General features: G+C 45.1%; 19 protein-coding genes and 4 tRNA genes. 18 read left to right on the top strand and 5 right to left on the bottom strand.

Features of this window, described 5'->3' with window-relative positions:
* The first annotated feature begins 77 nt into the window (after positions 1 to 77).
* The 3 genes from lon to ICN45_RS01330 all read left to right on the top strand — a co-directional run bounded on the left by lon (position 78) and on the right by ICN45_RS01330 (position 4,266).
* Positions 78 to 2,510, top strand: coding sequence for an endopeptidase La (lon, locus tag ICN45_RS01340; protein WP_216172256.1), 2,433 nt, complete (start codon positions 78 to 80; stop codon positions 2,508 to 2,510).
* Between the two features lie 107 nt (positions 2,511 to 2,617).
* Positions 2,618 to 2,693 (top strand) — tRNA-Val (locus ICN45_RS01335).
* A gap of 109 nt (positions 2,694 to 2,802) precedes the next feature.
* Positions 2,803 to 4,266: a peptidylprolyl isomerase gene (locus tag ICN45_RS01330; RefSeq protein WP_216172255.1), complete on the top strand. Its 1,464-nt coding sequence runs from the start codon at positions 2,803 to 2,805 to the stop codon at positions 4,264 to 4,266.
* Here ICN45_RS01330 and ICN45_RS01325 read toward each other — a convergent pair.
* The gene (locus tag ICN45_RS01325; protein ID WP_216172248.1) at positions 4,263 to 4,931 is read right to left on the bottom strand and encodes an arylesterase; all 669 of its coding nucleotides are present in this window, start codon (positions 4,929 to 4,931) and stop codon (positions 4,263 to 4,265) included. The genes ICN45_RS01330 and ICN45_RS01325 overlap by 4 nt on opposite strands.
* Before the next feature lie 38 nt (positions 4,932 to 4,969).
* Here ICN45_RS01325 and ICN45_RS01320 point away from each other — a divergent pair, with 38 nt between their 5' ends.
* From ICN45_RS01320 to ICN45_RS01310, 3 genes are read left to right on the top strand one after another with little or no spacing between them, the layout of a single operon-like run.
* Entirely contained in the window at positions 4,970 to 5,644 is a 675-nt protein-coding gene (locus ICN45_RS01320) for an ABC transporter ATP-binding protein (protein ID WP_216172246.1), read from the top strand.
* A 21-nt stretch (positions 5,645 to 5,665) separates the two neighbouring features.
* The gene (purL, locus tag ICN45_RS01315; protein ID WP_216172244.1) at positions 5,666 to 9,703 is read left to right on the top strand and encodes a phosphoribosylformylglycinamidine synthase; all 4,038 of its coding nucleotides are present in this window, start codon (positions 5,666 to 5,668) and stop codon (positions 9,701 to 9,703) included.
* 20 nt (positions 9,704 to 9,723) lie between these two features.
* The gene (locus tag ICN45_RS01310; RefSeq protein WP_216172242.1) at positions 9,724 to 10,479 is read left to right on the top strand and encodes a spermine/spermidine synthase domain-containing protein; all 756 of its coding nucleotides are present in this window, start codon (positions 9,724 to 9,726) and stop codon (positions 10,477 to 10,479) included.
* A 94-nt stretch (positions 10,480 to 10,573) separates the two neighbouring features.
* On the opposite strand, the gene ICN45_RS01305 is transcribed toward ICN45_RS01310, so the two are convergent.
* Both ICN45_RS01305 and ICN45_RS01300 read right to left on the bottom strand, forming a co-directional pair.
* A complete protein-coding gene (locus ICN45_RS01305) occupies positions 10,574 to 13,159 on the bottom strand; it encodes a bifunctional aconitate hydratase 2/2-methylisocitrate dehydratase (RefSeq protein WP_216172240.1) in 2,586 nt (861 codons plus the stop codon).
* 196 nt (positions 13,160 to 13,355) lie between these two features.
* A complete protein-coding gene (locus tag ICN45_RS01300; RefSeq protein ID WP_216172238.1) occupies positions 13,356 to 13,544 on the bottom strand; it encodes a superinfection immunity protein in 189 nt (62 codons plus the stop codon).
* A 123-nt stretch (positions 13,545 to 13,667) separates the two neighbouring features.
* Here ICN45_RS01300 and pyrG point away from each other — a divergent pair, with 123 nt between their 5' ends.
* From pyrG to ftsB, 4 genes are read left to right on the top strand one after another with little or no spacing between them, the layout of a single operon-like run.
* Complete coding sequence (pyrG, locus tag ICN45_RS01295) at positions 13,668 to 15,329, top strand: CTP synthase (protein WP_216172236.1); 1,662 nt, start codon at positions 13,668 to 13,670, stop codon at positions 15,327 to 15,329.
* An 8-nt stretch (positions 15,330 to 15,337) separates the two neighbouring features.
* Positions 15,338 to 16,204: a 3-deoxy-8-phosphooctulonate synthase gene (gene kdsA, locus ICN45_RS01290; RefSeq protein WP_216172234.1), complete on the top strand. Its 867-nt coding sequence runs from the start codon at positions 15,338 to 15,340 to the stop codon at positions 16,202 to 16,204.
* Between the two features lie 44 nt (positions 16,205 to 16,248).
* Positions 16,249 to 17,535: a phosphopyruvate hydratase gene (gene eno, locus ICN45_RS01285; RefSeq protein WP_216172232.1), complete on the top strand. Its 1,287-nt coding sequence runs from the start codon at positions 16,249 to 16,251 to the stop codon at positions 17,533 to 17,535.
* A 22-nt stretch (positions 17,536 to 17,557) separates the two neighbouring features.
* Positions 17,558 to 17,881: a cell division protein FtsB gene (ftsB, locus tag ICN45_RS01280; protein WP_216172230.1), complete on the top strand. Its 324-nt coding sequence runs from the start codon at positions 17,558 to 17,560 to the stop codon at positions 17,879 to 17,881.
* Positions 17,882 to 17,907: 26 nt separating this feature from the next.
* Here ftsB and hslO read toward each other — a convergent pair whose 3' ends face one another.
* Positions 17,908 to 18,873: an Hsp33 family molecular chaperone HslO gene (gene hslO / locus ICN45_RS01275; RefSeq protein ID WP_216172228.1), complete on the bottom strand. Its 966-nt coding sequence runs from the start codon at positions 18,871 to 18,873 to the stop codon at positions 17,908 to 17,910.
* Between the two features lie 55 nt (positions 18,874 to 18,928).
* Here hslO and gltX point away from each other — a divergent pair, with 55 nt between their 5' ends.
* The 4 genes from gltX (at position 18,929) to ICN45_RS01255 (ending at position 20,725) form a co-directional block, all read left to right on the top strand.
* Complete coding sequence (gltX, locus tag ICN45_RS01270) at positions 18,929 to 20,335, top strand: glutamate--tRNA ligase (protein WP_216172226.1); 1,407 nt, start codon at positions 18,929 to 18,931, stop codon at positions 20,333 to 20,335.
* 78 nt (positions 20,336 to 20,413) lie between these two features.
* A tRNA-Ala gene (locus ICN45_RS01265) sits at positions 20,414 to 20,489 on the top strand.
* A gap of 32 nt (positions 20,490 to 20,521) precedes the next feature.
* A tRNA-Glu gene (locus ICN45_RS01260) sits at positions 20,522 to 20,597 on the top strand.
* Between the two features lie 51 nt (positions 20,598 to 20,648).
* A tRNA-Asp gene (locus ICN45_RS01255) sits at positions 20,649 to 20,725 on the top strand.
* Positions 20,726 to 20,871: 146 nt separating this feature from the next.
* On the opposite strand, the gene ICN45_RS01250 is transcribed toward ICN45_RS01255, so the two are convergent.
* On the bottom strand, positions 20,872 to 21,477 hold the full coding sequence (locus ICN45_RS01250) for a hypothetical protein (protein ID WP_216172224.1): 606 nt from the start codon (positions 21,475 to 21,477) through the stop codon (positions 20,872 to 20,874).
* Positions 21,478 to 21,635: 158 nt separating this feature from the next.
* Here ICN45_RS01250 and hyi point away from each other — a divergent pair, with 158 nt between their 5' ends.
* The 4 genes from hyi (at position 21,636) to ICN45_RS01230 (ending at position 24,589) form a co-directional block, all read left to right on the top strand.
* A complete protein-coding gene (gene hyi, locus ICN45_RS01245) occupies positions 21,636 to 22,406 on the top strand; it encodes a hydroxypyruvate isomerase (protein WP_216172222.1) in 771 nt (256 codons plus the stop codon).
* A gap of 36 nt (positions 22,407 to 22,442) precedes the next feature.
* Positions 22,443 to 23,342 (top strand): 2-hydroxy-3-oxopropionate reductase, encoded by a 900-nt coding sequence (glxR, locus tag ICN45_RS01240; protein ID WP_216172220.1) that lies wholly within the window; start codon positions 22,443 to 22,445, stop codon positions 23,340 to 23,342.
* 11 nt (positions 23,343 to 23,353) lie between these two features.
* On the top strand, positions 23,354 to 23,944 hold the full coding sequence (locus ICN45_RS01235) for a YqiA/YcfP family alpha/beta fold hydrolase (RefSeq protein WP_216172218.1): 591 nt from the start codon (positions 23,354 to 23,356) through the stop codon (positions 23,942 to 23,944).
* A 75-nt stretch (positions 23,945 to 24,019) separates the two neighbouring features.
* Positions 24,020 to 24,589 (top strand): HNH endonuclease, encoded by a 570-nt coding sequence (locus ICN45_RS01230; RefSeq protein ID WP_439650761.1) that lies wholly within the window; start codon positions 24,020 to 24,022, stop codon positions 24,587 to 24,589.
* Positions 24,590 to 24,615 lie beyond the last annotated feature (26 nt).

Raw genomic sequence — 24,615 nt, 5'->3', positions numbered from 1 at the left:
CATGAATAATGTCTCTATTTAGTGGTTCATTACTTATAGAGATTTTTGAGGATTGATTACTTTGGAGGATTTGCCCTATGCCTGGCCACTTATTACTACCCTCTGAACCGATTCAACTACCTTTACTCCCATTGCGGGATGTAGTTGTCTTCCCTCATATGGTGATCCCCTTGTTTGTGGGACGCCCAAAATCCATTAAAGCCTTAGAAGCTGCGATGGAAACCGGTAAAAACGTCCTTTTAGTAGCACAGAAAACAGCCGCTAAGGATGAGCCCATCATTGAGGATCTGTATGAGGTTGGCTGTATTGCCAACATTCTGCAAATGCTCAAACTGCCAGATGGCACAGTGAAGGTGTTGGTAGAAGGAGTTCAGCGCGCTGAGGTGAGTCAAATTGAAGACAGCATGGGCTACTTTAATTGCGAAGCCACACCTACCGCCTTGAATGCGATTGATGCGCACGAAACCGAAGCGCTGCGTCGCGCCATCATGGCTCAGTTTGATCAATACGTAAAACTCAATAAAAAAGTACCGCAAGAAATTTTGTCATCACTCGGTGGCATTGATGACCCGAGTCGTTTAGCTGATACCATTTGCGCCCATTTACCTGTCAAGCTTGAGCAGAAGCAGCGTTTGCTAGAAATGACAGATGTCGTTCAGCGACTGGAAAGTCTCTTGGCTGATCTCGAAAGCGAAATTGATATTTTGCAAGTTGAGAAGCGCATTCGTGGACGCGTGAAGCGTCAAATGGAAAAGAGTCAGCGCGAATACTATCTGAACGAACAAGTTAAAGCCATTCAGAAAGAATTAGGCGAGGGTGAAGAGGGTGCTGATCTTGAAGAGCTTGAGAAGCGAATCAAAGCAGCGCGCATGCCTAAAGAAGCTTTGAAAAAGGCTGAGTCTGAGCTGAAAAAAATAAAGTTAATGTCGCCAATGTCTGCTGAAGCTACGGTGATTCGTAACTTCATTGATACCTTGGTGAATCTTCCTTGGAAGAAAAAAACCAAGATTAATAATGATCTTACCAATGCTGAAAAAGTATTAGATGAAGATCACTATGGTTTAGATAAGGTTAAAGAGCGCATTTTGGAGTACCTCGCAGTACAACAGCGTGTTGACCGGGTAAAGGCCCCAATTCTCTGTCTGGTAGGTCCTCCAGGTGTTGGTAAAACTTCCTTAGGGCAGTCTATTGCTCGTGCTACTAATCGAAAATTTGTACGTATGGCATTAGGCGGTGTGCGCGATGAGTCAGAGATTCGTGGCCATCGGCGTACTTATATTGGCTCGATGCCTGGCAAGATTTTGTCTAGTCTGACCAAGGTTGGCGTGCGCAATCCCTTATTCCTATTGGATGAAGTAGATAAGATGGGTATGGACTTTCGGGGTGACCCCGCTAGTGCTTTATTAGAGGTGTTGGACCCAGAGCAAAACCACACCTTTCAGGATCACTATGTCGAGGTGGACTTTGATCTGTCAGACGTCATGTTTGTGGCTACCTCCAACTCATTGAATATTCCAGGCCCTTTATTGGATCGTCTAGAAATTATTCGCTTGGCTGGTTATACAGAAGATGAAAAGACCAGTATTGCGATGAATTATTTAATTCCAAAGCAAATCAAAAATAATGGTTTGAAAAAGGATGAGCTCAAGATTGAAGAGAGTGCTGTCCGCGGCATGATTCGTTACTACACACGTGAAGCAGGTGTGCGTTCTTTAGAAAGAGAAATTAGCAAGATTTGCCGTAAGGTAGTTAAGCTCTTGCTCTTGAAAAAAGAGGCGGCGCCGATTGTGGTTAACGATGAAAACCTGGAGAAATTCTTATCAGTGCGGATGTATGACTTTGGACTGGCCGCTAAAGAGAATCAAGTAGGTCAAGTTACCGGTCTAGCCTGGACTGAAGTGGGTGGCGATCTTCTTACTATTGAGGCTGCAGTAATGCCAGGTAAAGGCGTTATTACTCGAACTGGTTCTATTGGTGATGTGATGAAAGAGTCTGTTGAGGCTGCACGTACCGTTGTACGCTCTAGATCAAAACGACTTGGTATTACTGATGAAGCATTTGAGAAGAAGGATATTCATATTCACTTCCCTGATGGTGCTACTCCCAAAGATGGTCCTTCTGCTGGTATCGCGATTACTACCGCTTTAGTCTCGGTGTTTACAGGTATTCCAATCCGATCTGACGTTGCAATGACAGGTGAAATCACTTTACGTGGCGAGGTTCTGCCGATTGGTGGGTTGAAAGAAAAACTACTAGCAGCTCATCGTGGTGGTATTAAGTTGGCCTTGATTCCTGAAGAGAACGTAAAAGATTTGATTGATATTCCGGATAACGTGAAGAATGCCATTGAGATTATTCCCGTTCGCTGGATTGATAAGGTGCTTGAACTTGCTTTAGAGAGAATGCCAGAAGCCTTGCCTGATCCCACACCAGAAGAGCTTGCTAAAAAGGCTACAGAAGCGAGTAAGGCTAATGAGAAGCTCTCTTCCGGAGAGGTTCTCAAGCATTAAATATAGAGCGTTTTTCCGTCTGTTCTGCTTGTGTATTTAGGGTGGATTAGACGGAAAACCCTCATATTTTGGTCACTTAGGTTACAATTCTCCCTGTAATAATTTTGGGGCGCTTAGCTCAGTTGGTAGAGCGTCTGCCTTACACGCAGAATGTCGGCGGTTCGAACCCGTCAGCGCCCACCAAATTTATTCATGCCCCCTCTATTCAAGGTATTTCAAACCTGAAGATCCCTCTGCCTAGTACACTTGTATCAATAACTTATTTATACATCCATCACTAGCGACCTAATTCATGTTTGATATTGTCCGTAAGCACCAAAAGATTCTTCAGTTTGTATTGATGCTGTTTATCGTTCCGTCCTTTGCGATGTTTGGTATTTCTAGCTACTCCAGTTTCATGGATAAAGAGACAGACTTAGTAAAGATCAATGGAAAAGCTATCTCTGAACAAGAAGTCGATAACGCTGCTAAGCGTCAAGCTGAACGTGTTGGTGGCAATGTACAGATTGCCCAAAGCTTGCAATTTAGACAGGCAATATTGAATGAGCTATTACAGCAACGCATCTTAGGGTTTGCTGTTTCAAACCTGCGCCTTCAAGTAAGCAAAGATGAGCTTGTTAAAAGTTTGCAAAATATTCCGCAAATTCGGGCACTCTATAAACCGGATGGCAGCTTTGATGACGCTCGCTTTAAACAGCTTTTGGCAGGTAATGGTATTAATGAAGAGCAGTTTTATGCTGGCCAAGCCTTTGATCTCAAAATCGGACAACTCGTTAATTCAGTTGCGCGTACAGAGCTTGGAAGCCCTAAGCTCTCCGAAATCGTGTCAACACTCTATGAATCAGAGCGTCAAATTCAGACATTGCAATTTGACGCAAAAAGTTATTTATCCAAGGTCAATCCGAGCCAGGAAGAGCTCCAAGCTTTTTATAGTGCCAATGCAACATTGTTTGAAAGTCCTGAGTTCATCGATGTTGAATACATCGTACTAAAAGCTGATCCGAAGGAAGATGCTAAAGCCTTTAACGAAAGAGCAGATCAATTTGTCAATCTCACTTATGATCAAGCTGATAGCTTAAAGCCCGCTGCCGATAAGCTAAAGCTCAATATTCAAAGTCAAAAGGGGATGACTCGTTCTGGCGCAGTTGGAGTTTCGCGCGATCATCCTTTGGCTAACCCTAAGGTTGCACAAGCACTCTTTGGGGATGATGCCGTAAAAAATAAACGCAATATTGAAGCTGTTCAGACATCACCTGGAGTCTTTGTATCTGCACGTGTAGTGGTTTTCCATCCCGCGCAGACTTTGCCATTTCAGGATGTTGCTGCAGAAGTGAGACGTCAGGTGAGTCAGCGTGCTGCTGAAAAGCTGGCTGTAGCCGCTGCTGCAGAACGTTACGCAGCCCTAGAAAAAGATCCGAAGAATGCCAGTGGTTTTGCTAACCCAGTTTGGGTTTCTCGAAATAAGCCTGCCAATCTTGTGGGTAGTGCTCTTGATGATGTGATGTCAATTAATCCGGATACATTCCCTGCGTATGTTTCAGTAGCCAATTCAGGCGTTGGCACCACGATTTACCGTATAGATCAGGTACGTCAACCCAGTGCTGGTGATGCCAAAGTGCGTAAGGCACAGGCACAACAAATTCAATCATTAGCAGCCCAATCTGAGTTTGCTGGTTTTATGGCTTACTGGCGCGATACGGCAAAGGTCAAAGTGATTAACCCGCTTAAGGCAAGCACTAACAGTGCTGGCGGTTAGTTCGCTGGTTTACTATTGAGTAGCGACTGATAGGAGGCCATTGCGCTCCAGACGTTTTGATACAGCTGGGCCTGTGCTTTTTCATTTGGATGAATATTATCGGCTTGAAAGAATGATGCATTGCTTGCTACGCCTGCCATAAAAAAGGGTAGCAATTCAATGCCTTCCTGCGAAGCAAGCCTTGCGTAGATCTCTTTAAATTGCTTGGTATATTTTTGGCCATAGTTAGGCGGTATTTGGATACCAAATATTAAGACCTTTGCCCCAGCTTTTTTACTCAGTTGAATCATTCTGCGTAGATTTTTTTCTGTTTCATTCACAGATAAGCCCCGCAAAGCATCATTTGCACCCAGCTCTAGCAAGACAATACCTGGCTTCTTTTGCTCAAGCAGTGTTGGCAAGCGGGTTAATCCACCGGAACTGGTTTCACCACTGATGCTGGCATTAAAGACGGTCCACACACTGCCTTGTTTTTGAAGTTGCTCCTCGAGAAGCTTGACCCAACCAGTTCCCCTTGCTAGGCCATACTCTGCAGAGAGGCTATCACCCATCACCAAAATGACTTGATTTGGACTGGCTAATGCGGCAAAGGAGATTAACAGGCAAAATAAGCCTGTTGAAATTGTTTTTACTTTCATTAAGGTCGACCAGCTATCTTGCTTCATCTCTTACATTACCTTAGGGCTCACGGCCCTCTATTTCTATGAGTACTTCAGTCCAGGTTCTGAGTGCCAATCATCTAGGAAAGCGTGTAGCAACTAGTGATGGCAACTTAAGCATTTTGCACGACATTTGCTTTGCTATAAACCAAGGTGAAAGTGTTGCAATTACTGGCTCATCTGGATCGGGTAAGAGTACCTTGCTCGGGCTTTTAGCCGGCTTGGATTTACCTAGTTCCGGAAATGTCACCTTAATGGGGCAAGATCTTAGTAGCCTAGATGAGGATGGACGTGCCAAATTAAGGGCTTTACAAGTTGGCTTTGTATTTCAGTCATTCCAGTTGCTACCGCATTTAACAGCCCTAGAAAACGTCATGTTGCCTGCCGAACTAAATGGCATGAACAATGCCAAAGAAAATGCGCAAGCTTGGTTAGGGCGGGTCGGTCTGGCAGAGCGCTTCCAGCATTTTCCCAAGACCCTCTCAGGCGGGGAGCAACAACGGGTGGCTTTGGCTCGAGCCTTTATTACTCAGCCCGCACTCTTATTTGCTGATGAGCCTACTGGTAGTCTTGATGAAAGTAGCGGAAATCGGGTGATTGAGCTCCTTTTTGAGCTCAATACTGCCAATCAATCAACCCTGATCTTGGTTACCCATGATCCAGCCTTGGCCAGTAGATGCCAACGCCAAATACATCTTCAAGGTGGGCGATTGCTGTAGGCAAAACCTTATAATCTAGGGATGTCTTTTTTTCACTTTTTGCCTGGCGCAGATGCGCTTTCCTCCTTCCGTCAACAACGACTTTTAGCTTCATTAGAAGCCCAAGGTATCGACCTGGAGTCGCTTGAGGCTCAATTTATCCACTTCATTTGGTCTGATGCCGAGTTAAGTGCCGCTAATAAGGACATTCTTTCTAGTCTATTGACCTATGGTCAGCCTTTTGTATCCAGCCTTCAGCAAGGTAAAGCTTGGTTTGGTAAAGCGGACAACGCGGACCAGGTAGCTATTGTCATTCCTCGCCTTGGCACAGTATCCCCATGGGCCAGTAAGGCAAGCGATATTGCGCGTCAGTGTGGTCTAGATGTCTTGCGTATTGAACGCGGTGTTCAGTTTGCATGGAAGAGTAAAAAAGTATTGAGCGCAGAGCAAAAGCAACTTGTGCTCGCTGCTGTTCACGATCGCATGACGGAGTCTGTAATTGATTCCATAGATGATGCTAATGCGCTTTACCAAACCTTGAACGATCGTCCATTAAGTCGCATTCCGGTATTAAGTGAAGGTAGGGCTTCGTTAGATGCTGCTAATCAGGAGCTTGGCTTGGCTTTATCTGCTGATGAAGTGGATTATTTGACAGAAAGCTTTATTCGTTTGAAGCGTAATCCAAGTGACGTAGAGCTCATTATGTTTGCTCAAGCCAATAGCGAGCACTGTCGTCACAAAATCTTCAATTCAAGCTGGACGATTGATGGGGATGATCAGGAGCGCTCCCTGTTTGCCATGATTCGCAACACCCATCAGCTGCAGCCAAAAGGTACCATCATTGCCTATTCCGATAACTCTGCTGTTATGGCGGGTTGTGAGTCAGAGACTTGGGTTCCTCAAGGAGCTGATCATCGCTATGTAAAAGATACTCGTCTAGTTCATACCTTGATGAAGGTTGAAACCCATAATCACCCAACAGCAATTGCACCATTTCCAGGGGCTTCTACAGGAGCTGGTGGTGAGATTCGGGATGAAGGTGCAACTGGGGTAGGGGGACGTCCAAAAGCTGGTCTTACTGGCTTTTCCGTCTCTAACCTCAATATCCCTGGTACAGATTTGCCATGGGAGAGTGAAAAATACGGTAAGCCAGAGCGGATAGCAACACCGTTACAAATTATGATCGACGGCCCATTGGGTGGCGCTGCTTTTAATAATGAATTCGGTCGCCCCATTTTAGGTGGCTACTTCCGAGTATTTGAGCAAACATTAGACGGCACCCGTCGCGGTTATCACAAGCCAATCATGATTGCCGGTGGGATTGGCAGTATTGATTCTATTCACACTGAGAAAAAGGCAATACAAGCTGGCCATTTACTGATTCAGTTAGGTGGTCCTGGTATGCGGATTGGTATGGGCGGCGCAACGGGGAGTTCTGTTGCCACCGGAACCAATACGGCAGACTTAGACTTTGACTCTGTCCAACGGGGTAACCCAGAGATGGAACGCCGTGCACAAGAGGTGATCAATGTTTGCTGTGCCATGGGTGCAGATAATCCCATTGTCTCAATCCATGACGTTGGAGCTGGTGGCTTATCCAATGCATTCCCAGAGCTTGCTGATGGTGCTGGCTTAGGTGCCAAATTTCAATTACGCAACATTCCCCTCGAAGAGAGCGGTATGAGCCCCGCTGAAATTTGGTGTAACGAATCTCAAGAACGCTATGTACTAGCAATTGAAGCAAAGGACTTAGAACTCTTTAAATCCTTATGTGAACGCGAACGTTGTCCATTTACAGTAGTAGGTGAGGCTACAGCAGAACGTCAATTGCAGTTAAATGACTCTAAGCAGATCCCGGGATCGGATGAATCTTTACCAATCGATATGCCGATGGAAGTGCTTTTAGGTAAGCCTCCGCGCATGCATCGTAATGTGCAGCGCGTTGAACAGCAATTTACTGAACTTAATGTTACCGATACAGAATTAGCCCAATGTATTGCTTGGGTTTTGCAGCAACCTACCGTTGCAAGCAAGTCCTTTCTCATCACAATTGGCGATAGGACTGTTGGCGGATTAAATGCGCGTGATCAATTTGTTGGTCCATGGCAAGTTCCAGTCGCTGACTGTGCTGTTACCCTGATGGATTACAAAGGGTATCGTGGCGAAGTCATGGCTATGGGTGAAAGAACGCCTATAGCAGTCATTGATGCTCCAGCGGCTGCTCGTATGGCGGTAGGTGAGGCGATTACCAATTTATTAGCGGCAGATATTCGCAGCCTTGAGGATGTCAAATTGTCAGCCAACTGGATGGCGGCTTGTGGCGCGCCAGGTGAGGACGCTAAGCTGTATGACTCAGTCAAAGCAGTTGGTATGGAATTATGTCCTGCGCTCGGAATTTCGATTCCTGTTGGTAAAGATTCATTATCAATGGCGACAGCGTGGCAAGAAGGTAGCCAATCTAAAAAAGTAGTGGCTCCGGTTTCATTAATTATTTCAGCATTTGCATCAGTGCAAGATGTTCGTAAAACCTTGACTCCATTATTGAAGTTGAAGACTCAAGATGGAACTACGCTAGACACGGAGTTAATTCTGATTGACCTTGGTCGAGGTAAAAACCGCATGGCAGGTAGCATCCTGGCTCAAGTGTTAAACCAATCTGGCAAAACTGCCCCGAACCTTGATTACCCAGAAGATTTAAAGAATCTTGCCGCAGCAATCATTGAGTTACGTAAAGAAGATCAACTGTTGGCTTATCACGATCGTTCTGATGGTGGCTTACTGGCTTGTGTTACTGAAATGGCTTTTGCATCTCACTGTGGCATTTCAATAAATGTCGACATGATTGCAGTCGATGTAGGACAAGAGCCTGATTATGGAGATGCCAAGAATTGGGCCCAGCAAGTTTCAGGTCTTCGTCACGAGCAAACGATGCGTGCCTTATTTAATGAAGAGCTTGGTACAGTGATACAGGTTCGTAGAGAAGATCGCGATGCGGTGTTTGCGGTGTTACGTAAGTTGAACCTCAGCGCTTGTAGTCATGTAATCGGTAAACCCAACACGACTGGACGTATTGAAATTTGGCGTGATGCTAAAAGTATTTTTGCAGAGCCGCGTGAAGTCTTACAGAAGATGTGGACCAACACCAGCTACCAAATTGCCCGTTTGCGCGATAACCCTGCTTGTGCTGACAGCGAGTTTGCTCTCTTAGATGACTTGGCAGACTCTGGTATGTCTCCAAAGCTCACCTTCGATCCGTCTGAGGATATTACTGCTCCATTTATTCAAAAAAATGTTAGGCGAAAAGTCGCTATTTTGCGTGAGCAGGGGGTTAATTCCCATGTGGAGATGGCTTATGCCGTTAACTGGGCTGGCTTTGATAGCTATGATGTTCATATGTCCGATCTTCTGAGTGGAAAAGCCAAGTTGGATGATTTCCGGGGTTTAATTGCTTGCGGTGGTTTTAGTTACGGGGATGTATTGGGTGCTGGTGAAGGTTGGGCTAAAACGATTCTCTTTAATCAACGATTGCGTGATCAGTTTTCAGCATTCTTTAATCGCCAAGATAGTTTTGCATTGGGCGTTTGCAACGGTTGCCAAATGATGAGCAATCTTTCCGGAATTATTCCTGGAGCACAAGCATGGCCCAAATTTACTCGTAATCAATCTGAGCAATATGAGGCTCGATTGGTCATGGCTGAAGTGCTTCCGTCACCATCGATCTTTACTCAAGGCATGGAAGGCAGTCAATTACCCATTGCGATTGCGCATGGCGAAGGCTTTGCCAACTTTAGCCAGCAAGGTAATTTGGCGCAATTACAAAAGCAGGGTTTAGCTACGCTTCGGTTTGTTGATCACCAAGGTAAGCCGACAGAAACCTATCCAATGAATCCCAATGGCTCTCCTGGAGGTTTAACTGGTGTAACTACACCGGATGGCCGCTTCACAGTCATGATGCCTCACCCTGAGCGGGTGTTCCGTGCAGCGCAGATGAGCTGGTGCCCACCTGAGTGGCTAGATACCCCAGATGGTGCTAGCCCCTGGTTGCGTTTATTCCGCAATGCACGCCTTTGGGCGAAATAATTCCTAAGCTATCCGTGTTGATGGAGCCTGTCACCTTTTCAGAAAGCGGGGGCGTTCGCTATCTGCATTTTGGTAGTGAATTAATTCAGGGGGCAATGCGCATTCGTGACCCTAATGAAATCTACCTAGAGTACAACCAACAAATGATGGCTTGGCTCTTATTCTTAGAGTCAAAACCCGGAATGCGTGCGGCTCAACTCGGTTTAGGAACAGGCGCTCTCACTAAATTCACCCATCTCCATTGTCCAGCAGTAAAGTCTACTGTTGTTGAGCTAAACCCTGCAGTAATTATTGCTGCTAGAAGTATGTTTTCCATGCCAGATGATGATCGTCGATTAGAAACCATACAAACAGACGCTAAGATTTTTGTAAAAAGCTCGCAGTATCAAAATCGATTTGATGCGGTTCAGGTGGATTTATACGATGCGATTTGTGATGGACCATCTGCCAGTACCCTAGAGTTTTATCAGGGCTGCTATAACATCCTCAAAAGTCCGGGTGTGATGACCGTCAATCTCTTTTCGCGTCACAAGAGCTTTAAGGTGAATCTACAAAATATTTGCGAGGCCTTTGATAATCGGGTGTTGTTGTTTCCGGAATCACACGATTGCAATGTAGTTGCCATTGGCTTCAAGGGACCCAAATTAGAGGCTGAGTGGAAAGAGGTCTCTCGTCGGGCAAAGCTCATCAAAGAAAAGACCGACTTACCAACCAATAAATGGGTATCTGGCATTAGCCATGAAAACGCCCGTCAAGAATCAAAGTTATCTATCTAATTTAATCTGAGATAAGAAAAAAGGCGATCAGTTGATCGCCTTTTTATCTGCCAAGCGTAGCGCAAGATATGCTTGGAGGTAACTGATACAGTCCTTATACAGTCACAGTATCAGCTACATCACTAAATGACTTCAATTTATCAAAGCTCATGTATTGATAAACTTCACTTGCTTTTGCATCGAGTGCCTTCACCTGCTCTAGATATTCAGCAGGAGTAGGTAAGCGCCCTAAGAGAGCGGCAACCGAAGCTAGTTCAGCAGAAGCGAGATACACACGCGTATCAATACCTAAGCGGTTAGGGAAGTTACGTGTAGAGGTAGATACTGCAGTAGAGCCCTTACGGATTTGCGCTTGGTTACCCATACAGAGTGAGCAACCTGGACTTTCCATACGAGCACCTGTGGCACCCAAAATACCGTAGTAACCTTCTTCCATTAGGACCATAGCGTCCATCTTGGTTGGAGGTGCAATCCATAAGCGTGTAGGCATATCTTTCTTGCCTTGCAGCACTTGCCCAGCGGCACGGAAGTGACCAATATTAGTCATGCAAGAACCAATAAAGACTTCATCAATCTTGTCGCCTGCCACTTCAGACAATATTTTCACATCATCTGGGTCGTTAGGACACGCCAAAATAGGCTCTTTGATTTCATCAACATTGATTTCGATAATCTCTGCATAGTCAGCGTTTGCATCTGCTTTGAGAAGTTGTGGATTAGCGATCCAAGCTTCCATGGCTTTAATACGGCGACCTAAAGTGCGCTTATCTTCGTAACCATTGGCAATCATCCACTTCATTAAAGTGATATTGGATTGCATATACTCAATGATCGGTTCTTTATTCAGATGAACAGTACAACCACCAGCAGAACGCTCTGCAGATGCATCAGATAATTCAAAAGCTTGTTCAACTTTCAGATCCGGCAAACCTTCGATTTCTAAAATACGGCCAGAGAAAATATTCTTCTTATTTTGTTTTTCAACGGTCAAGAGACCTCTTTTGATGGCATACAAAGGAATAGCATTCACCAAGTCACGTAAAGTGATACCGGGCTGCATTTTTCCTTTGAAGCGAACTAAAACAGATTCAGGCATATCCAAAGGCATGACACCAGTTGCAGCTGCAAAGGCAACTAAGCCAGAACCTGCAGGGAAAGAGATGCCGATTGGAAAGCGCGTATGACTATCACCGCCGGTACCGCAGGTATCAGGCAATAGCAAACGGTTTAACCAACTGTGAATCACGCCATCACCTGGACGTAATGCAACGCCACCGCGATTGGTCATGAACGGTGGCAATTCGTGTTGAGTGCGAATATCTACTGGCTTCGGATAAGCAGAGGTATGGCAGAAAGACTGCATTACTAAATCTGAAGAAAAGCCGAGGCAAGCCAAGTCTTTTAATTCATCGCGTGTCATAGGGCCAGTAGTGTCTTGTGAACCAACCGTAGTCATGTGGGGTTCGCAGTAGGTACCAGGGCGAATACCTTGACCTTCGGGTAAGCCACAAGCACGTCCAACCATCTTCTGTGCCAAGGTAAACCCTTTTTTATTATCAGGGGGGCTAATAGGCACACGAAAGTCGGTAGAAGCAGGCAAGCCCAATGCAGCGCGAGCTTTAGCGGTCAATCCGCGGCCTACGATTAATGGAATACGACCACCAGCACGTACTTCATCCAAAATGACCGGTGATTTCAGGGAGAAACTTGTGATCTCGCTACCATTTTTAAATACTTTTCCTTCATAGGGGCGCAATTCAATTTCATCGCCCATATTCATTTGGGAAACATCTAATTCGATTGGCAATGCGCCGGAATCTTCCATGGTGTTGAAAAAGATTGGCGCAATATTAGTGCCGAGACAAACGCCTCCAAAACGTTTGTTTGGAACGAATGGAATATCTTGACCAGTCCACCACAATACGGAGTTAGTAGCAGACTTACGTGATGAGCCAGTGCCGACAACATCACCTACGTACGCAATTTGGTTGCCTTTTTTCTGGAGGGCGGCGATTTGTTTCATCGGGCCGCGGACACCAGTTTCATCAGGCTCAATACCAGGACGGGGATTTTTAAGCATGATGGTGGCGTGCAATGGAATATCGGGGCGACTCCAGGCGTCAGGAGCGGGTGATAAGTCATCAGTATTAGTTTCACCAGTCACTTTGAAAACCGTCAACTTCATGTTTTCTGGAACGGCAGGGCGACTTGTAAACCATTCAGCATCTGCCCAGCTCTGCATTACTGCTTTAGCATTGGCATTGCCTTTTTCGGCTAACTCCTGAACATCATTAAAGTAGTCGAACATCAAGAGTGTTTTCTTGAGCGCTTCAGCTGCTGCTGCACCACATTCGGGGTCAGTTAACAGTTCAACCAAAGGTTTGATGTTGTAGCCGCCAAGCATGGTCCCTAATAATTCAGTAGCATGAATGCGAGTAATCAAAGGAGACTTTTCTGTTCCTTTTGCAACCGCATCTAAAAATTCAGCCTTTACTTTAGCCGCTTCATCTACACCTGCAGGTACGCGGTTGGTAATGAGTTCAATTAGCTCTGCTTCTTTACCGGCTGGTGGGCTCTTCAGCAATTTCACCAATTCAGCGGTTTGATCCTTAGTGAGCGGCAGGGCTGGAATACCGAGGGCTGCGCGTTCTGCAACGTGGGCGTTATAGGCTTCTAACATTGTGTTTCCTATGAGGTAAATATGGTCAACAGAAAGGCCAATTGGGAATTTTCTCCCGATTCTCTAAATTATAGTGACTAATTTAAGTCTTATATAAGAGTTTCAACCCTAAAATTTGGCTAAATTGCTTTAAAACCGTGAAATGGGGACTTTTTAAGGCCCTAAAGGCCTGAATCGGCAGTATAGAGTCGCAAACTTAAATAATTTGTTCATCCTTTAAGGCCCACACCAGAGCTACAACCCAACCGATTAAAGACCAGCCTAAAAAGAGATTTAAGGCAAAAATAGCGCCAGTATTAGCCCTTTTCTTATGAAATGCGATGGCGAAAGGTAGAAAGTAGAAAAGGGATAAAAGGCTTATAAGAATCGCAAATAAGAGGCGCATAAATAGGAAAGAGGGCTAAAAAAGTTCAATATTGAGGGATATGCAATAGGTATTACCGAATTTGAAATTTACTAGAAATTGGTGGCTATCGTTATAATTACTTTTTCCAACAGAGCTTAAGCGATGACCAAATACGTTTTTGTCACTGGTGGTGTGGTTTCTTCCTTAGGGAAAGGAATCGCAGCTGCCTCGCTTGCCGCGATTCTCGAATCCCGCGGTCTGAAAGTCACCCTCCTAAAATTAGATCCATATATCAACGTTGACCCGGGCACAATGAGCCCTCTGCAGCATGGTGAGGTTTTCGTCACTGAAGATGGTGCTGAAACAGACTTAGATCTAGGCCACTACGAGCGCTTTGTCTCTGCGAAGATGCGCAAAAGCAATAACTTCACCACAGGTCAGATTTATGAATCGGTGATCAGCAAAGAACGTCGCGGTGAATACCTCGGAAAGACAGTTCAAGTTATCCCCCACATCACAAATGAGATTCAGGCTTTTGTAGAGCGTGGTGCCAAGGCAAGTCATGATGGTCATGCGGATGTGGCTATTTGTGAGATTGGTGGAACTGTTGGTGACATTGAGTCACTTCCTTTTCTAGAGGCTGCGAGGCAGATGAGCTTACGTTTACCGGTTCATAGCTGCGCCTTTGTCCATTTAACCTTAGTACCCTATATCACTAGTGCTGGCGAGCTTAAGACTAAGCCAACTCAGCATTCTGTCCAAAAATTACGTGAGATTGGCATCATGCCAACGGTATTGCTGTGTCGTGCTGACCGTCCTATTCCGGAAGATGAGCGTGCCAAGATTTCTCTTTTTTCCAATGTGCGTGAACAGGCTGTAATCTCGGTATGGGATGTAGATACGATATACAAAATTCCTGAAATGCTCCATGCCCAAGGGATGGATGATTTAATCTGTCGCGAGTTAGAAATTACTGCAAAGCCTGCTGATCTTTCTGTATGGGCTAAATTGGTTTATGAGATGGCCAACCCACAATATGAAGTCACTATTGGCATGGTTGGTAAGTATGTTGAGTTAACAGAATCCTATAAATCGTTGATCGAGGCCTTGCGTCATGCCGGTATTCACACACATACTCGCGTCAATATTAATTACATTGACTCTGAAGTCATTGAAAAAGATGGCGTGGATTGCTTAAAACAATTAGATGCCATCTTAGTCCCCGGGGGCTTTGGTAAGCGAGGTACAGAGGGTAAGATATCTGCGATTCGCTATGCTCGAGAAAATAATGTGCCTTATTTAGGCATCTGTTTGGGAATGCAGTTAGCCGTTATTGAGTTTGCCCGTCATGTAGCTCATATTTCTAAAGCAAACAGTACTGAGTTTGATCCTCAGACTGAATCACCAGTGGTTGCATTGATTACTGAGTGGCTTGATAGAGAAGGTCGTGTAGAGATTCGTAGCAATGATTCAGATCTTGGTGGAACCATGCGCTTAGGTTCACAGCGTTGTCCGGTGAAACCAGGAACGATGGCACATCGCATATACGGCTCCGAAGTAAATGAGCGCCATCGCCATCGCTATGAGGTCAATAATATTTATGTGCCAAAGTTAGAGGATTCTGGTTTGATCATTTCAGCTAGAACTCCTAATGAGGCATTGCCTGAGATGATGGAGCTTCCTGAATCAATGCACCCTTGGTTTTTTGGCGTGCAATTCCACCCAGAATTCACCTCAACACCTCGAGATGGACATCCTTTGTTCTCATCATTTATCACTGCAGCGCTGATACGTCAAAACACTGCTTTAACGCAGGCCGCCTAAGAGGATTTATGAGTACATTAAAACTGTGCGGATTCGATGTTGGCCTTGATCAGCGTTTCTTTCTGATTGCTGGCCCATGTGTGATCGAGTCTGAGCAATCTGCAATTGATATTGCTGGTCAGCTAAAAGAAATAACTACAGCTCTGAAGATCCCCTTTATCTATAAATCTTCATTCGATAAAGCGAATCGTTCTTCAGGCACATCCTTTCGGGGTCTGGGCATGGAGAAGGGCTTAGAAATTCTGGCTAAAGTGAAAAAAGAAGTCGGCGTTCCAGTTCTGACCGACGTACACGATATAAGCGAGATTCAAGCGGTTGCTAAAGTAGTGGACGTGCTTCAAACCCCAGCATTTCTGTGCAGGCAAACGGATTTCATCCGCGCTTGTGCCCAAAGTGGCAAGCCAGTAAATTTCAAAAAAGGACAATTCCTTTCACCACACGAGATGCTTAATGTGATTGAGAAGGCGCGTGCTGCTGCCAAGGAAATGAACCTTCCAGACCAGTTTATGGTTTGTGAACGTGGCGCTTCATTTGGCTATAACAATCTAGTTTCAGATATGCGCAGTCTTGCTATTTTGCGTGAATCAAATGCACCGGTAGTATTTGATGCGACCCATTCTGTGCAACTACCTGGCGGTCAGGGTAATGCCAGCGGTGGTCAAAGAGAATTCGTACCCGTATTGGCTCGTGCGGCAGTCGCTGTTGGTATTAGTGGACTCTTTATGGAAACCCACCCAGATCCTGCTAAGGCCCTTTCTGACGGCCCCAATGCAGTACCACTAGATCGCATGAAAGACTTACTTGAATCGCTGGTTGCGATTGATACTGTAGTGAAAGCTTCCGATATCTATTTAGAGAACAGTTTTCAGTTTTAGTTGTTGAATAAGCCCCATTTCATATTGTTTTAAGGAGAAGGTGCATGAGCGCCATTGTTGACATCATCGGTAGAGAAATTTTAGATTCACGCGGTAATCCAACTGTAGAGTGTGATGTATTACTTGAGTCTGGTGTGATGGGTCGTGCCGCAGTTCCTTCGGGGGCATCTACGGGATCGCGTGAAGCAATTGAATTACGTGACGGCGATCAGTCTCGCTATCTTGGTAAAGGCGTTCTCAAAGCAGTCCAGAACATCAATGTTGAAATTGCCGAAACTATTCTTGGTTTGGATGCTAGCGAACAGGCCTTCTTAGACCATACGCTGATTGATTTGGACGGTACCCATAACAAAGCACGTTTAGGAGCTAATGCTACATTGGCTGTATCTATGGCTGTTGCCAGAGCAGCTGCAGAAGAAGCTGGCCTCCCCTTGTATCGTTATTTTGGTGGCTCAGGTGGTATGCAACTGCCCGTACCCATGATGAATATTGTCAATGGTGGTGCCCATGCAAATAACAGCTTGGATATTCAAGAATTCATGATCATGCCTGTTGGCGCAGAAAATTTTCGTGAAGCTTTGCGTTGTGGTGCAGAAATATTCCATGAGCTGAAGAAGATCCTCGGCACTCAAGGTATGCCCACTACGGTAGGGGATGAGGGTGGTTTTGCACCAAACTTTAAAAGTAATCAAGAGTGCTTGCAAACCATTATGAAAGCCATTGAAGGCGCTGGTTACCAGGCGGGTGAAGATGTTCTGTTAGCCTTAGATTGTGCTGCTAGCGAGTTCTATAAAGACGGCAAATACCATTTGTCTGGCGAAGGCCTGCAGCTAAGCTCAAGTGAGTTTTCTGATTACTTAGGTAATTTGGCAGATCAATTTCCGATCGTATCCATTGAAGATGGCATGCATGAAAGTGATTGGGATGGCTGGGCTGATATTACCCAAAAACTGGGCAAGAAAATCCAACTGGTTGGTGATGATCTTTTTGTTACTAATACCCGCATATTGAAAGAAGGCATTGAGAAGGGGATTGCCAATTCCATTCTCATTAAGATCAATCAGATTGGCACATTGACTGAAACTTTTGCAGCTATTGAGATGGCAAAACGCGCTAACTACACAGCCGTCATCTCCCATCGCTCCGGTGAAACTGAGGACAGTACTATTGCTGATATTGCCGTTGGTACTAATGCAGGGCAAATCAAAACCGGCTCGCTGTCACGCTCAGATCGGATTGCTAAGTACAACCAACTCTTGCGTATTGAAGAAGACTTGGGTGATGTGGCTACTTACCCAGGAAAATCCGTTTTCTATAACCTCAAGCGCTAACTAACTCGATTCTATTGAGCTTATGCGTATCATCATCTATTCCATGTTGGTATTGCTCATAGCAATTCAATACCCGCTTTGGTTAGGCAAGGGTGGATGGCTCAAGGTTTATGAAATGGAAAAACAAGTAGAGCTTCAAGAGGCTAAGAATAGCCTCTTAGCTTTACGGAATGCCAAGTTAGCGGGCGATGTGAAAGACTTAAAAGATGGGACGCGTGCAATCGAAGAGCGTGCTAGAGCAGAACATGGCCTAATCAAAGAAGGTGAATTCTTCGTCCAAATCTTGCCAGTTGATAAGGCAAGTACATCAAATGATGTGGGTCTTAAAGCTGCACCTAAACAATAGCTAAGGCGTATTTAGTCATAAATAATTTAGTGACCGCTAGATGGTGGCCTTGTGGCATCACTCAATAAATTGGTTTTAAATACTTGCAAGCAATCCACTGCATCAAACCGATATGGTTTTGCGCAAAATTCACAGACAGTCTCTACTGCACCCTGTTCTGCCAGAATACTGTCGACTTCCTCTTCGCCTAGCATTCTTAAAATATCTGCTACCTTGGAGCGCGAGCAGCGACAGAAGAAGCGAATGGAGCGAGCCGGAAAGCTTCGCACTCCATTTTCAGTCGATTCTTCTAAAAATAGACGCCTTAAGATTGTCTCTGGAGAAAGTGTTAATAGCTCTTCGTTGGTAATAGTGTCTCCCAAAGTCTGAATTCGCGACCATCCTTCCAGTGCGGTTTGAGGATCCAGATGGGCATGCCCACCTGAGTCGGGCAAGCGTTGTAAAAGTAGGCCACCAATATGGGTGTCATTAGAAGTTAGCCATATCCGAGTATCTAGCTGCTCCGAGTTTTGCATATATAGGCCGATTGCTTCTGCAGCACTAGTTACCGGCATGATTTTGCCGCCACGATGCTCCTGAAGGGCAACAATTCCTTGGTAAGGAGCTTGTCCTGGCTCACGATCGGATGGATCTAAGGTAATGACCAATCTACCACTGTGGGAAGCATCTAAGAGCTCTCCAAGACTGGCATCAGCGGAAATTTCTGAAGGCTCTACAGAGAGCTTGACGGTGGCTCGCATGGATAGATCTGACTTACATTCCACCACGAGGAGCTGAATGGGTCCCTTACTTTGGGCTTGGATGATTAAGGTGCCGTCAAACTTTAAACTGGCACTTAAAAGGGTGGCAGCACCTACAAAGTCACCCAAGATACGGCGAACAGCAGGAGGGTCGTCACGGCGCTCTAAAATGGCTTGCCAGGCTGAGCTGATGGATACAATCTCTCCGCGCACAGGGGCGCCATCACAGATAAAAACAAGTAATTCATTCATAGCTCAAAGTATCCCTGTTTTTCAACTTTGCCGTCAATTTGCCCGACCTGAGATAATGCCATTTATGCATATTCGTACACGTTTCGCCCCCAGTCCCACGGGCTTCATTCATCTGGGTAATCTCCGCAGTGCTCTATATCCATGGGCTTTTGCACGACACAATCAAGGTGACTTCATTCTTCGCATTGAAGATACGGATCTAGAGCGCTCTACACAAGAAGCGGTTGACGTCATTATTGAAGGCATGGCTTGGCTTGGGCTCGATTTAGATGAGGGTCCCATCTATCAGATGCAACGGATTGATCGCTATCGCGAAGTGATTCAGCAGATGGTAGATGCAGGACTTGCGTACCCTTGTTATATGAGTGAAGCAGAGTTGAATCAGCTTCGTGAGCAACAAATGACCAATAAAGAAAAGCCGCGCTATAACGGTTTATGGCGCCCCGAACCCGGAAAGACATTACCCGCTATTCCGGAAGGCGTGCTTCCGGTTATTCGGTTTAAGAATCCTATCGGTGGCTCCGTAATTTGGGAGGACGCTGTTAAAGGGCAAATTGAGATCAGCAATGATGAGTTAGATGATTTAGTGATTGCGCGTCCTGACGGTACTCCGACATACAATTTCTGCGTAGTGGTGGATGACTTAGATATGAAGATTACTCACGTGATTCGGGGGGATGATCACGTTAACAACACGCCGAGACAAATTAATATCATGCGGGCGCTGAATGGAACGCCGCCTGTTTATGCCCATTTACCTACCGTTTTAAATGACGCTGGTGAAAAGATGAGTAAGCGTAACGGCGCTATGAGTGTTCGTGATTATCAAAAAGCAGGGTACTTGCCAGAGGCTATCTTGAATTACTTGGCACGCTTAGGCTGGTCTCATGGTGATGCTGAAATATTTACTAAAGAACAGTTTGTGGATTGGTTCGATTTAGAAAGTCTAGGTCGTTCACCAGCGCAACATAATCCAGAAAAATTGCTATGGTTAAACCATCAATATATTCAAAATGCGGATGTAGGCAGATTGGCTGAAGCCACTAAGCCATTTGCACATCAATTAGGTATTGATACAGAGCGTGGACCAGACTTTGTTCAGGTTGTCGGGCTATTAAAAGATCGCGCAAATACCTTGCTTGAAATTGCTGAAGGTGCCAAGTTATTCTATTCACCAGCACCGTGTCATAGCTCTGAACAAATCGCTGCCAATATTCCAGAAGCGGTAGCCCCTGCGTTAAAAGATCTCATTGATGCGCTGAGGAATTCAGAGCCAAGTAAAGAGGCTTATGGCGCAGCTTTTAAGCAAGTACTAGCCAAGCACCAGCTCAAAATGCCTGCATTAGCGATGCCTGTTCGCTACGCTTTATTTGCCACGACACAGACTCCTGCCATTGATTCTGTATTGGTCGTGTTGGGAAAGGATGAGGCTATTCAACGGCTCACGAAGGTAGTCCTATAGGCAATTTGCGCAGTTGCACAAAAATAGGCTAAAATCTTGGATTGTTTTGAGTGTCTTGCGGTTTTATTGTGGGATTACGGGGGTATAGCTCAGCTGGGAGAGCGCTTGCATGGCATGCAAGAGGTCAGCGGTTCGATCCCGCTTATCTCCACCAAGCATTTAAAATAGCAGTTTGTTGTAGTCCAGGTCCCCATCGTCTAGAGGCCTAGGACATCACCCTTTCACGGTGAGTACGGGGGTTCGAATCCCCCTGGGGACGCCAGTTTTTTTTGGTTGTATTACCAGCAGTAAAAAGTATTACTCGAAGTTATTTGGAGCGGTAGTTCAGTTGGTTAGAATATCGGCCTGTCACGCCGAGGGTCGCGGGTTCGAGTCCCGTCCGCTCCGCCAAATTCATCGGTATTGCAAGGAATTGTATTTATGCAACTTCCTTGATACTCGTAGCACTAGAAAGCCATCCTTTGGGGTGGCTTTTTTATTTCAAAAGAATTAAAAAAGCCCTCCTAAGAGGGCTCTTTAATTAATGCGGGTAAGGATTACTTTTTCTTAGGGGTAGTGATTGATGCTGCCATCGCATCGTAGTAAATCACCTTCACTTGCTCGCCAACATTCACATCAGCTAGTAATGCTGGGTTCTTAACCATTACAGTAGTAACTTTGCCGCTAGGGCCCTTCACAGAAACCAATTTCTTTTCGCGATCAACGGAAATAATATCGGCAATGATGGTTGTCTGATTGGCAATCGTTTCTGAAGGCTTTTCATTTGCCTTAGATTGGGTAACAGTGCTTGTTTCTACTTTGCTACGGATACCATCACTCTTAGTTTTGATGAGTTCAATGGCTACTGCCAACTCATAAGATACATTGACACGATCCCCTTTTTTGATTTGATCAAAATTGGTAATTTCAGGGCCTGCAACAAACTTAGATTCACCTTCCTTATTTTTAAAGGTAAGGGTACGGGTCTTTTTGTCAATTTTGACAACCTCACCTTCGTACAGCTGGTAACGGTTATCGACGACGGCCGCATCTATGACCATTGGCTTGCTGGCACCAGCATTAGCAGGCTGTGTTTGAGCCATGACTGCGGATGAGCTGGCCAAAACGGCTAGAAGAGCTAAATGAATGGGAGTAAATTTCATATTCGTTATTTTCCTTATTATTAAATGCTGCTTAGTAAGATATTAGCTCACTTTTATCATTTATTAGCCTTCAGCAAGGGTCTGGGGCTACTGAAGACCAAAGCCTGCATCTTTGTTAAGATCTTTCACTAATCACTTAACCCAAAGAAGGGTCTGAAATGCCTCAATTTGCTGCCAACCTCACCATGCTTTATAACGAAGTGCCTTTTTTAGAGCGCTTCGAGCGAGCCGCTAATTCAGGGTTTAAGGCAGTGGAATTTTTATTTCCCTATGCCTATGAGGCTACTGAAATCAAAAATTTATTAGAGAAGCATCAGTTAAAGCTGGTGCTCCACAATCTTCCAGCTGGAGATTGGGATGCGGGTGATCGCGGAATCGCTTGTCATCCAGGCAGGGTAGAAGAGTTTCGTGCCGGTGTAGCCAAGGCAATTGAATATGCTAACTACCTCAATGTTGGTCAGGTCAATTGCTTGGCTGGAAAAGCACCTGTTGGAGTTGATGCCAAACTAGCCCACGATACTTTTGTCAGTAATTTGAAATACGCTGCTGAGCAGTTAAAGCAAGTGAAGATTAAATTGCTAATTGAACCCATTAATACATTCGATATTCCCGGTTTCTTTTTATCTAAAACACAACAGGCTTTGGATATTTTGAGTGAGGTTGGGGCTGACAATCTTTTTATTCAATACGATATTTACCATGCACAGCGTATGGAAGGAGAGTTATCCAATACGATTGAAAAGAATCTTTCTAAAATTGCCCATATTCAGTTAGCAGATAATCCGGGTCGCAATGAACCCGGTACTGGTGAAATTCATTATCCCTATCTATTTAAGATGCTCGATCGTATTGGTTATCAGGGTTGGATAGGGTGTGAATATAAACCTGCCACAACAACAGAAGCGGGTCTGTCATGGATGCAGAAGTAAACTAATCATAAATACAAATAAACAGATGGAGATCAAATGAGTAATAATTTAAAACTAGGATTTGTAGGTCTTGGCATCATGGGCGGCCCAATGGCTGGGCACCTCGTTAATGCAGGTCACGAAGTGTTTATCACTACCCGTAGCAAAATTCCAACCGAGCTAGCATCATCAGCGGCTATTCAGTGTGCTAGCCCATCCGAGGTTGCGCAGAAAGCCGACATCATTTTCATCATGGTCCCCGATACGCCTGATGTTGAGAAAGTATTGTTTGGTGCAAACGGCATAGCGGCAGGTTTATCTAAAGGCAAGGTAGTTGTGGATATGAGTTCGATCTCTCCAATTACTACCAAAGAGTTTGCTAAAAAAATCAATGCTTTGGGCTGTGACTATCTCGATGCTCCTGTTTCTGGTGGCGAAGTCGGGGCAAAGAATGCAACCCTATCGATTATGGTTGGTGGCGATGACGCTGTGTTCGAAAGAGTAAAACCTGTATTTGAGTTGATGGGTAAAAATATTAACTTGGTAGGCAAAAACGGAGATGGTCAAACCGCTAAAGTAGCAAATCAAATTATTGTGGCACTGAATATTGAAGCGGTTGCTGAAGCGCTCTTGTTTGCTGCGAAAGCAGGAGCAGATCCTGCTAAGGTACGTCAAGCTCTCATGGGCGGTTTTGCTGGCTCGAAAATTTTGGAGGTTCATGGGGAGCGCATGGTCAAGCGCACATTTGATCCTGGCTTTCGGATTGAACTACATCAAAAGGATTTAAATCTTGCCTTAAATAGCGCTCGAGCTTTAGGAGTATCACTTCCCAATACAGCTACTGCTCAAGAGTTGTTTAACTCCTGCTCTGCACATGGTGGCAAAGCATGGGATCACTCGGCCATGGTGAAGGCTTTAGAAAAGCTAGCCAACTTTGAGATCGGCCAAAAAGCATAAAGATTTCACCCATGTCGTTAACCTTATTAGTCTATTTGCATGGCTTTCGATCTTCTCCAAGATCGAGTAAGGCGGTGATGACTGGAGATGCTATTCAAGCGCTGGCAACTGCGGAACAGAAGATTGAGTGGTATTGCCCACAGTTGCTGGCATCCCCAAAACAAAGTATGGACATGGTTACCCAGTACATTGATCAGTCGCGGGCAGATCGTATTGTGATGATTGGCTCTTCGCTTGGTGGTTTTTATGCCAACTATTTAGCTGAAAAGTATGGGTGTCGAGCCGTCACTCTGAATCCTGCTGTCAGAGCCGCTAGAGAGCTAGCCCCCCATGTAGGCATGATGACTGCTTACGATAGTGAAGAACCATTTGATTTCCGCCCTGAATATATTGATGAACTTAAGACCCTTCAAGTTGAGGGGATTTCTAATCCAGAGCGTTATTTATTGATCGCCGCCAAAGGGGATGAGCTCTTGGATTGGAAGGAAATGGTCGAGTTCTACAGGGGCGCTAAACAGTTGGTTTTAGAAGGAAGTGATCATGGTATTGCTGACTATGCTGACCATTTATCAAAAGTTCTGGAGTTTATATCCCTTAGATGATTGATTGACACAAACTTCTTCTGTAAGATGGTTTAAACGATCGACGGCTTTGCTGAGGTCTAGAAAGGAGAGTTTGTGCTGAGCATCTTGAAATTGGACGCTGGTGGAATTCCCCAGGGTTGGGTAAATGCTGAAGAAGCGACAAAACACTATGCTGATAACAGCGTCTTGTGGACGCTAGGTGACCCCGTCAAGAGAATGCGTGGCGGCATCTCTAGAGCTAGTGGCGTTCAGTCAGTAATTGAATTGCACTCCATTATTGCGATTAAAGGTAGTGCAAAAATCAATTTATTTGATGTGGTGCCCGTACTCACAAAACATAAGCTCTTTAAACGGGATCGTGGTCTTTGCGCCTACTGTGGCGATAGTATTCATGAAAACCAGGCGGAAGCTGAACACATCATTCCCAATAGTCGTGGCGGAAAATATTCTTGGATGAACTTGGTCATCTCCTGTCGGCCTTGTAATCAGCACAAGGGTAATCGCACTCCCGAACAAGCTGGTATGGGTCTTCTATATACGCCTTATCTACCTAGTCTTTATGAAGATATGATCCTCAAAGGGCGCAATATTCTTGCTGACCAAATGGATTTTCTTGCTGCGAACTTACCCAAAAATAGCCGCTTACTCGAGGCCCCTTTCTGAGCTTGGGGTTTACGCAGTCAGAGGAC

The organism is Polynucleobacter alcilacus (genome assembly GCF_018881545.1).
GTDB classification, from domain to species: domain Bacteria; phylum Pseudomonadota; class Gammaproteobacteria; order Burkholderiales; family Burkholderiaceae; genus Polynucleobacter; species Polynucleobacter alcilacus.
This window is presented reverse-complemented; position numbering and strand designations above follow the sequence as displayed.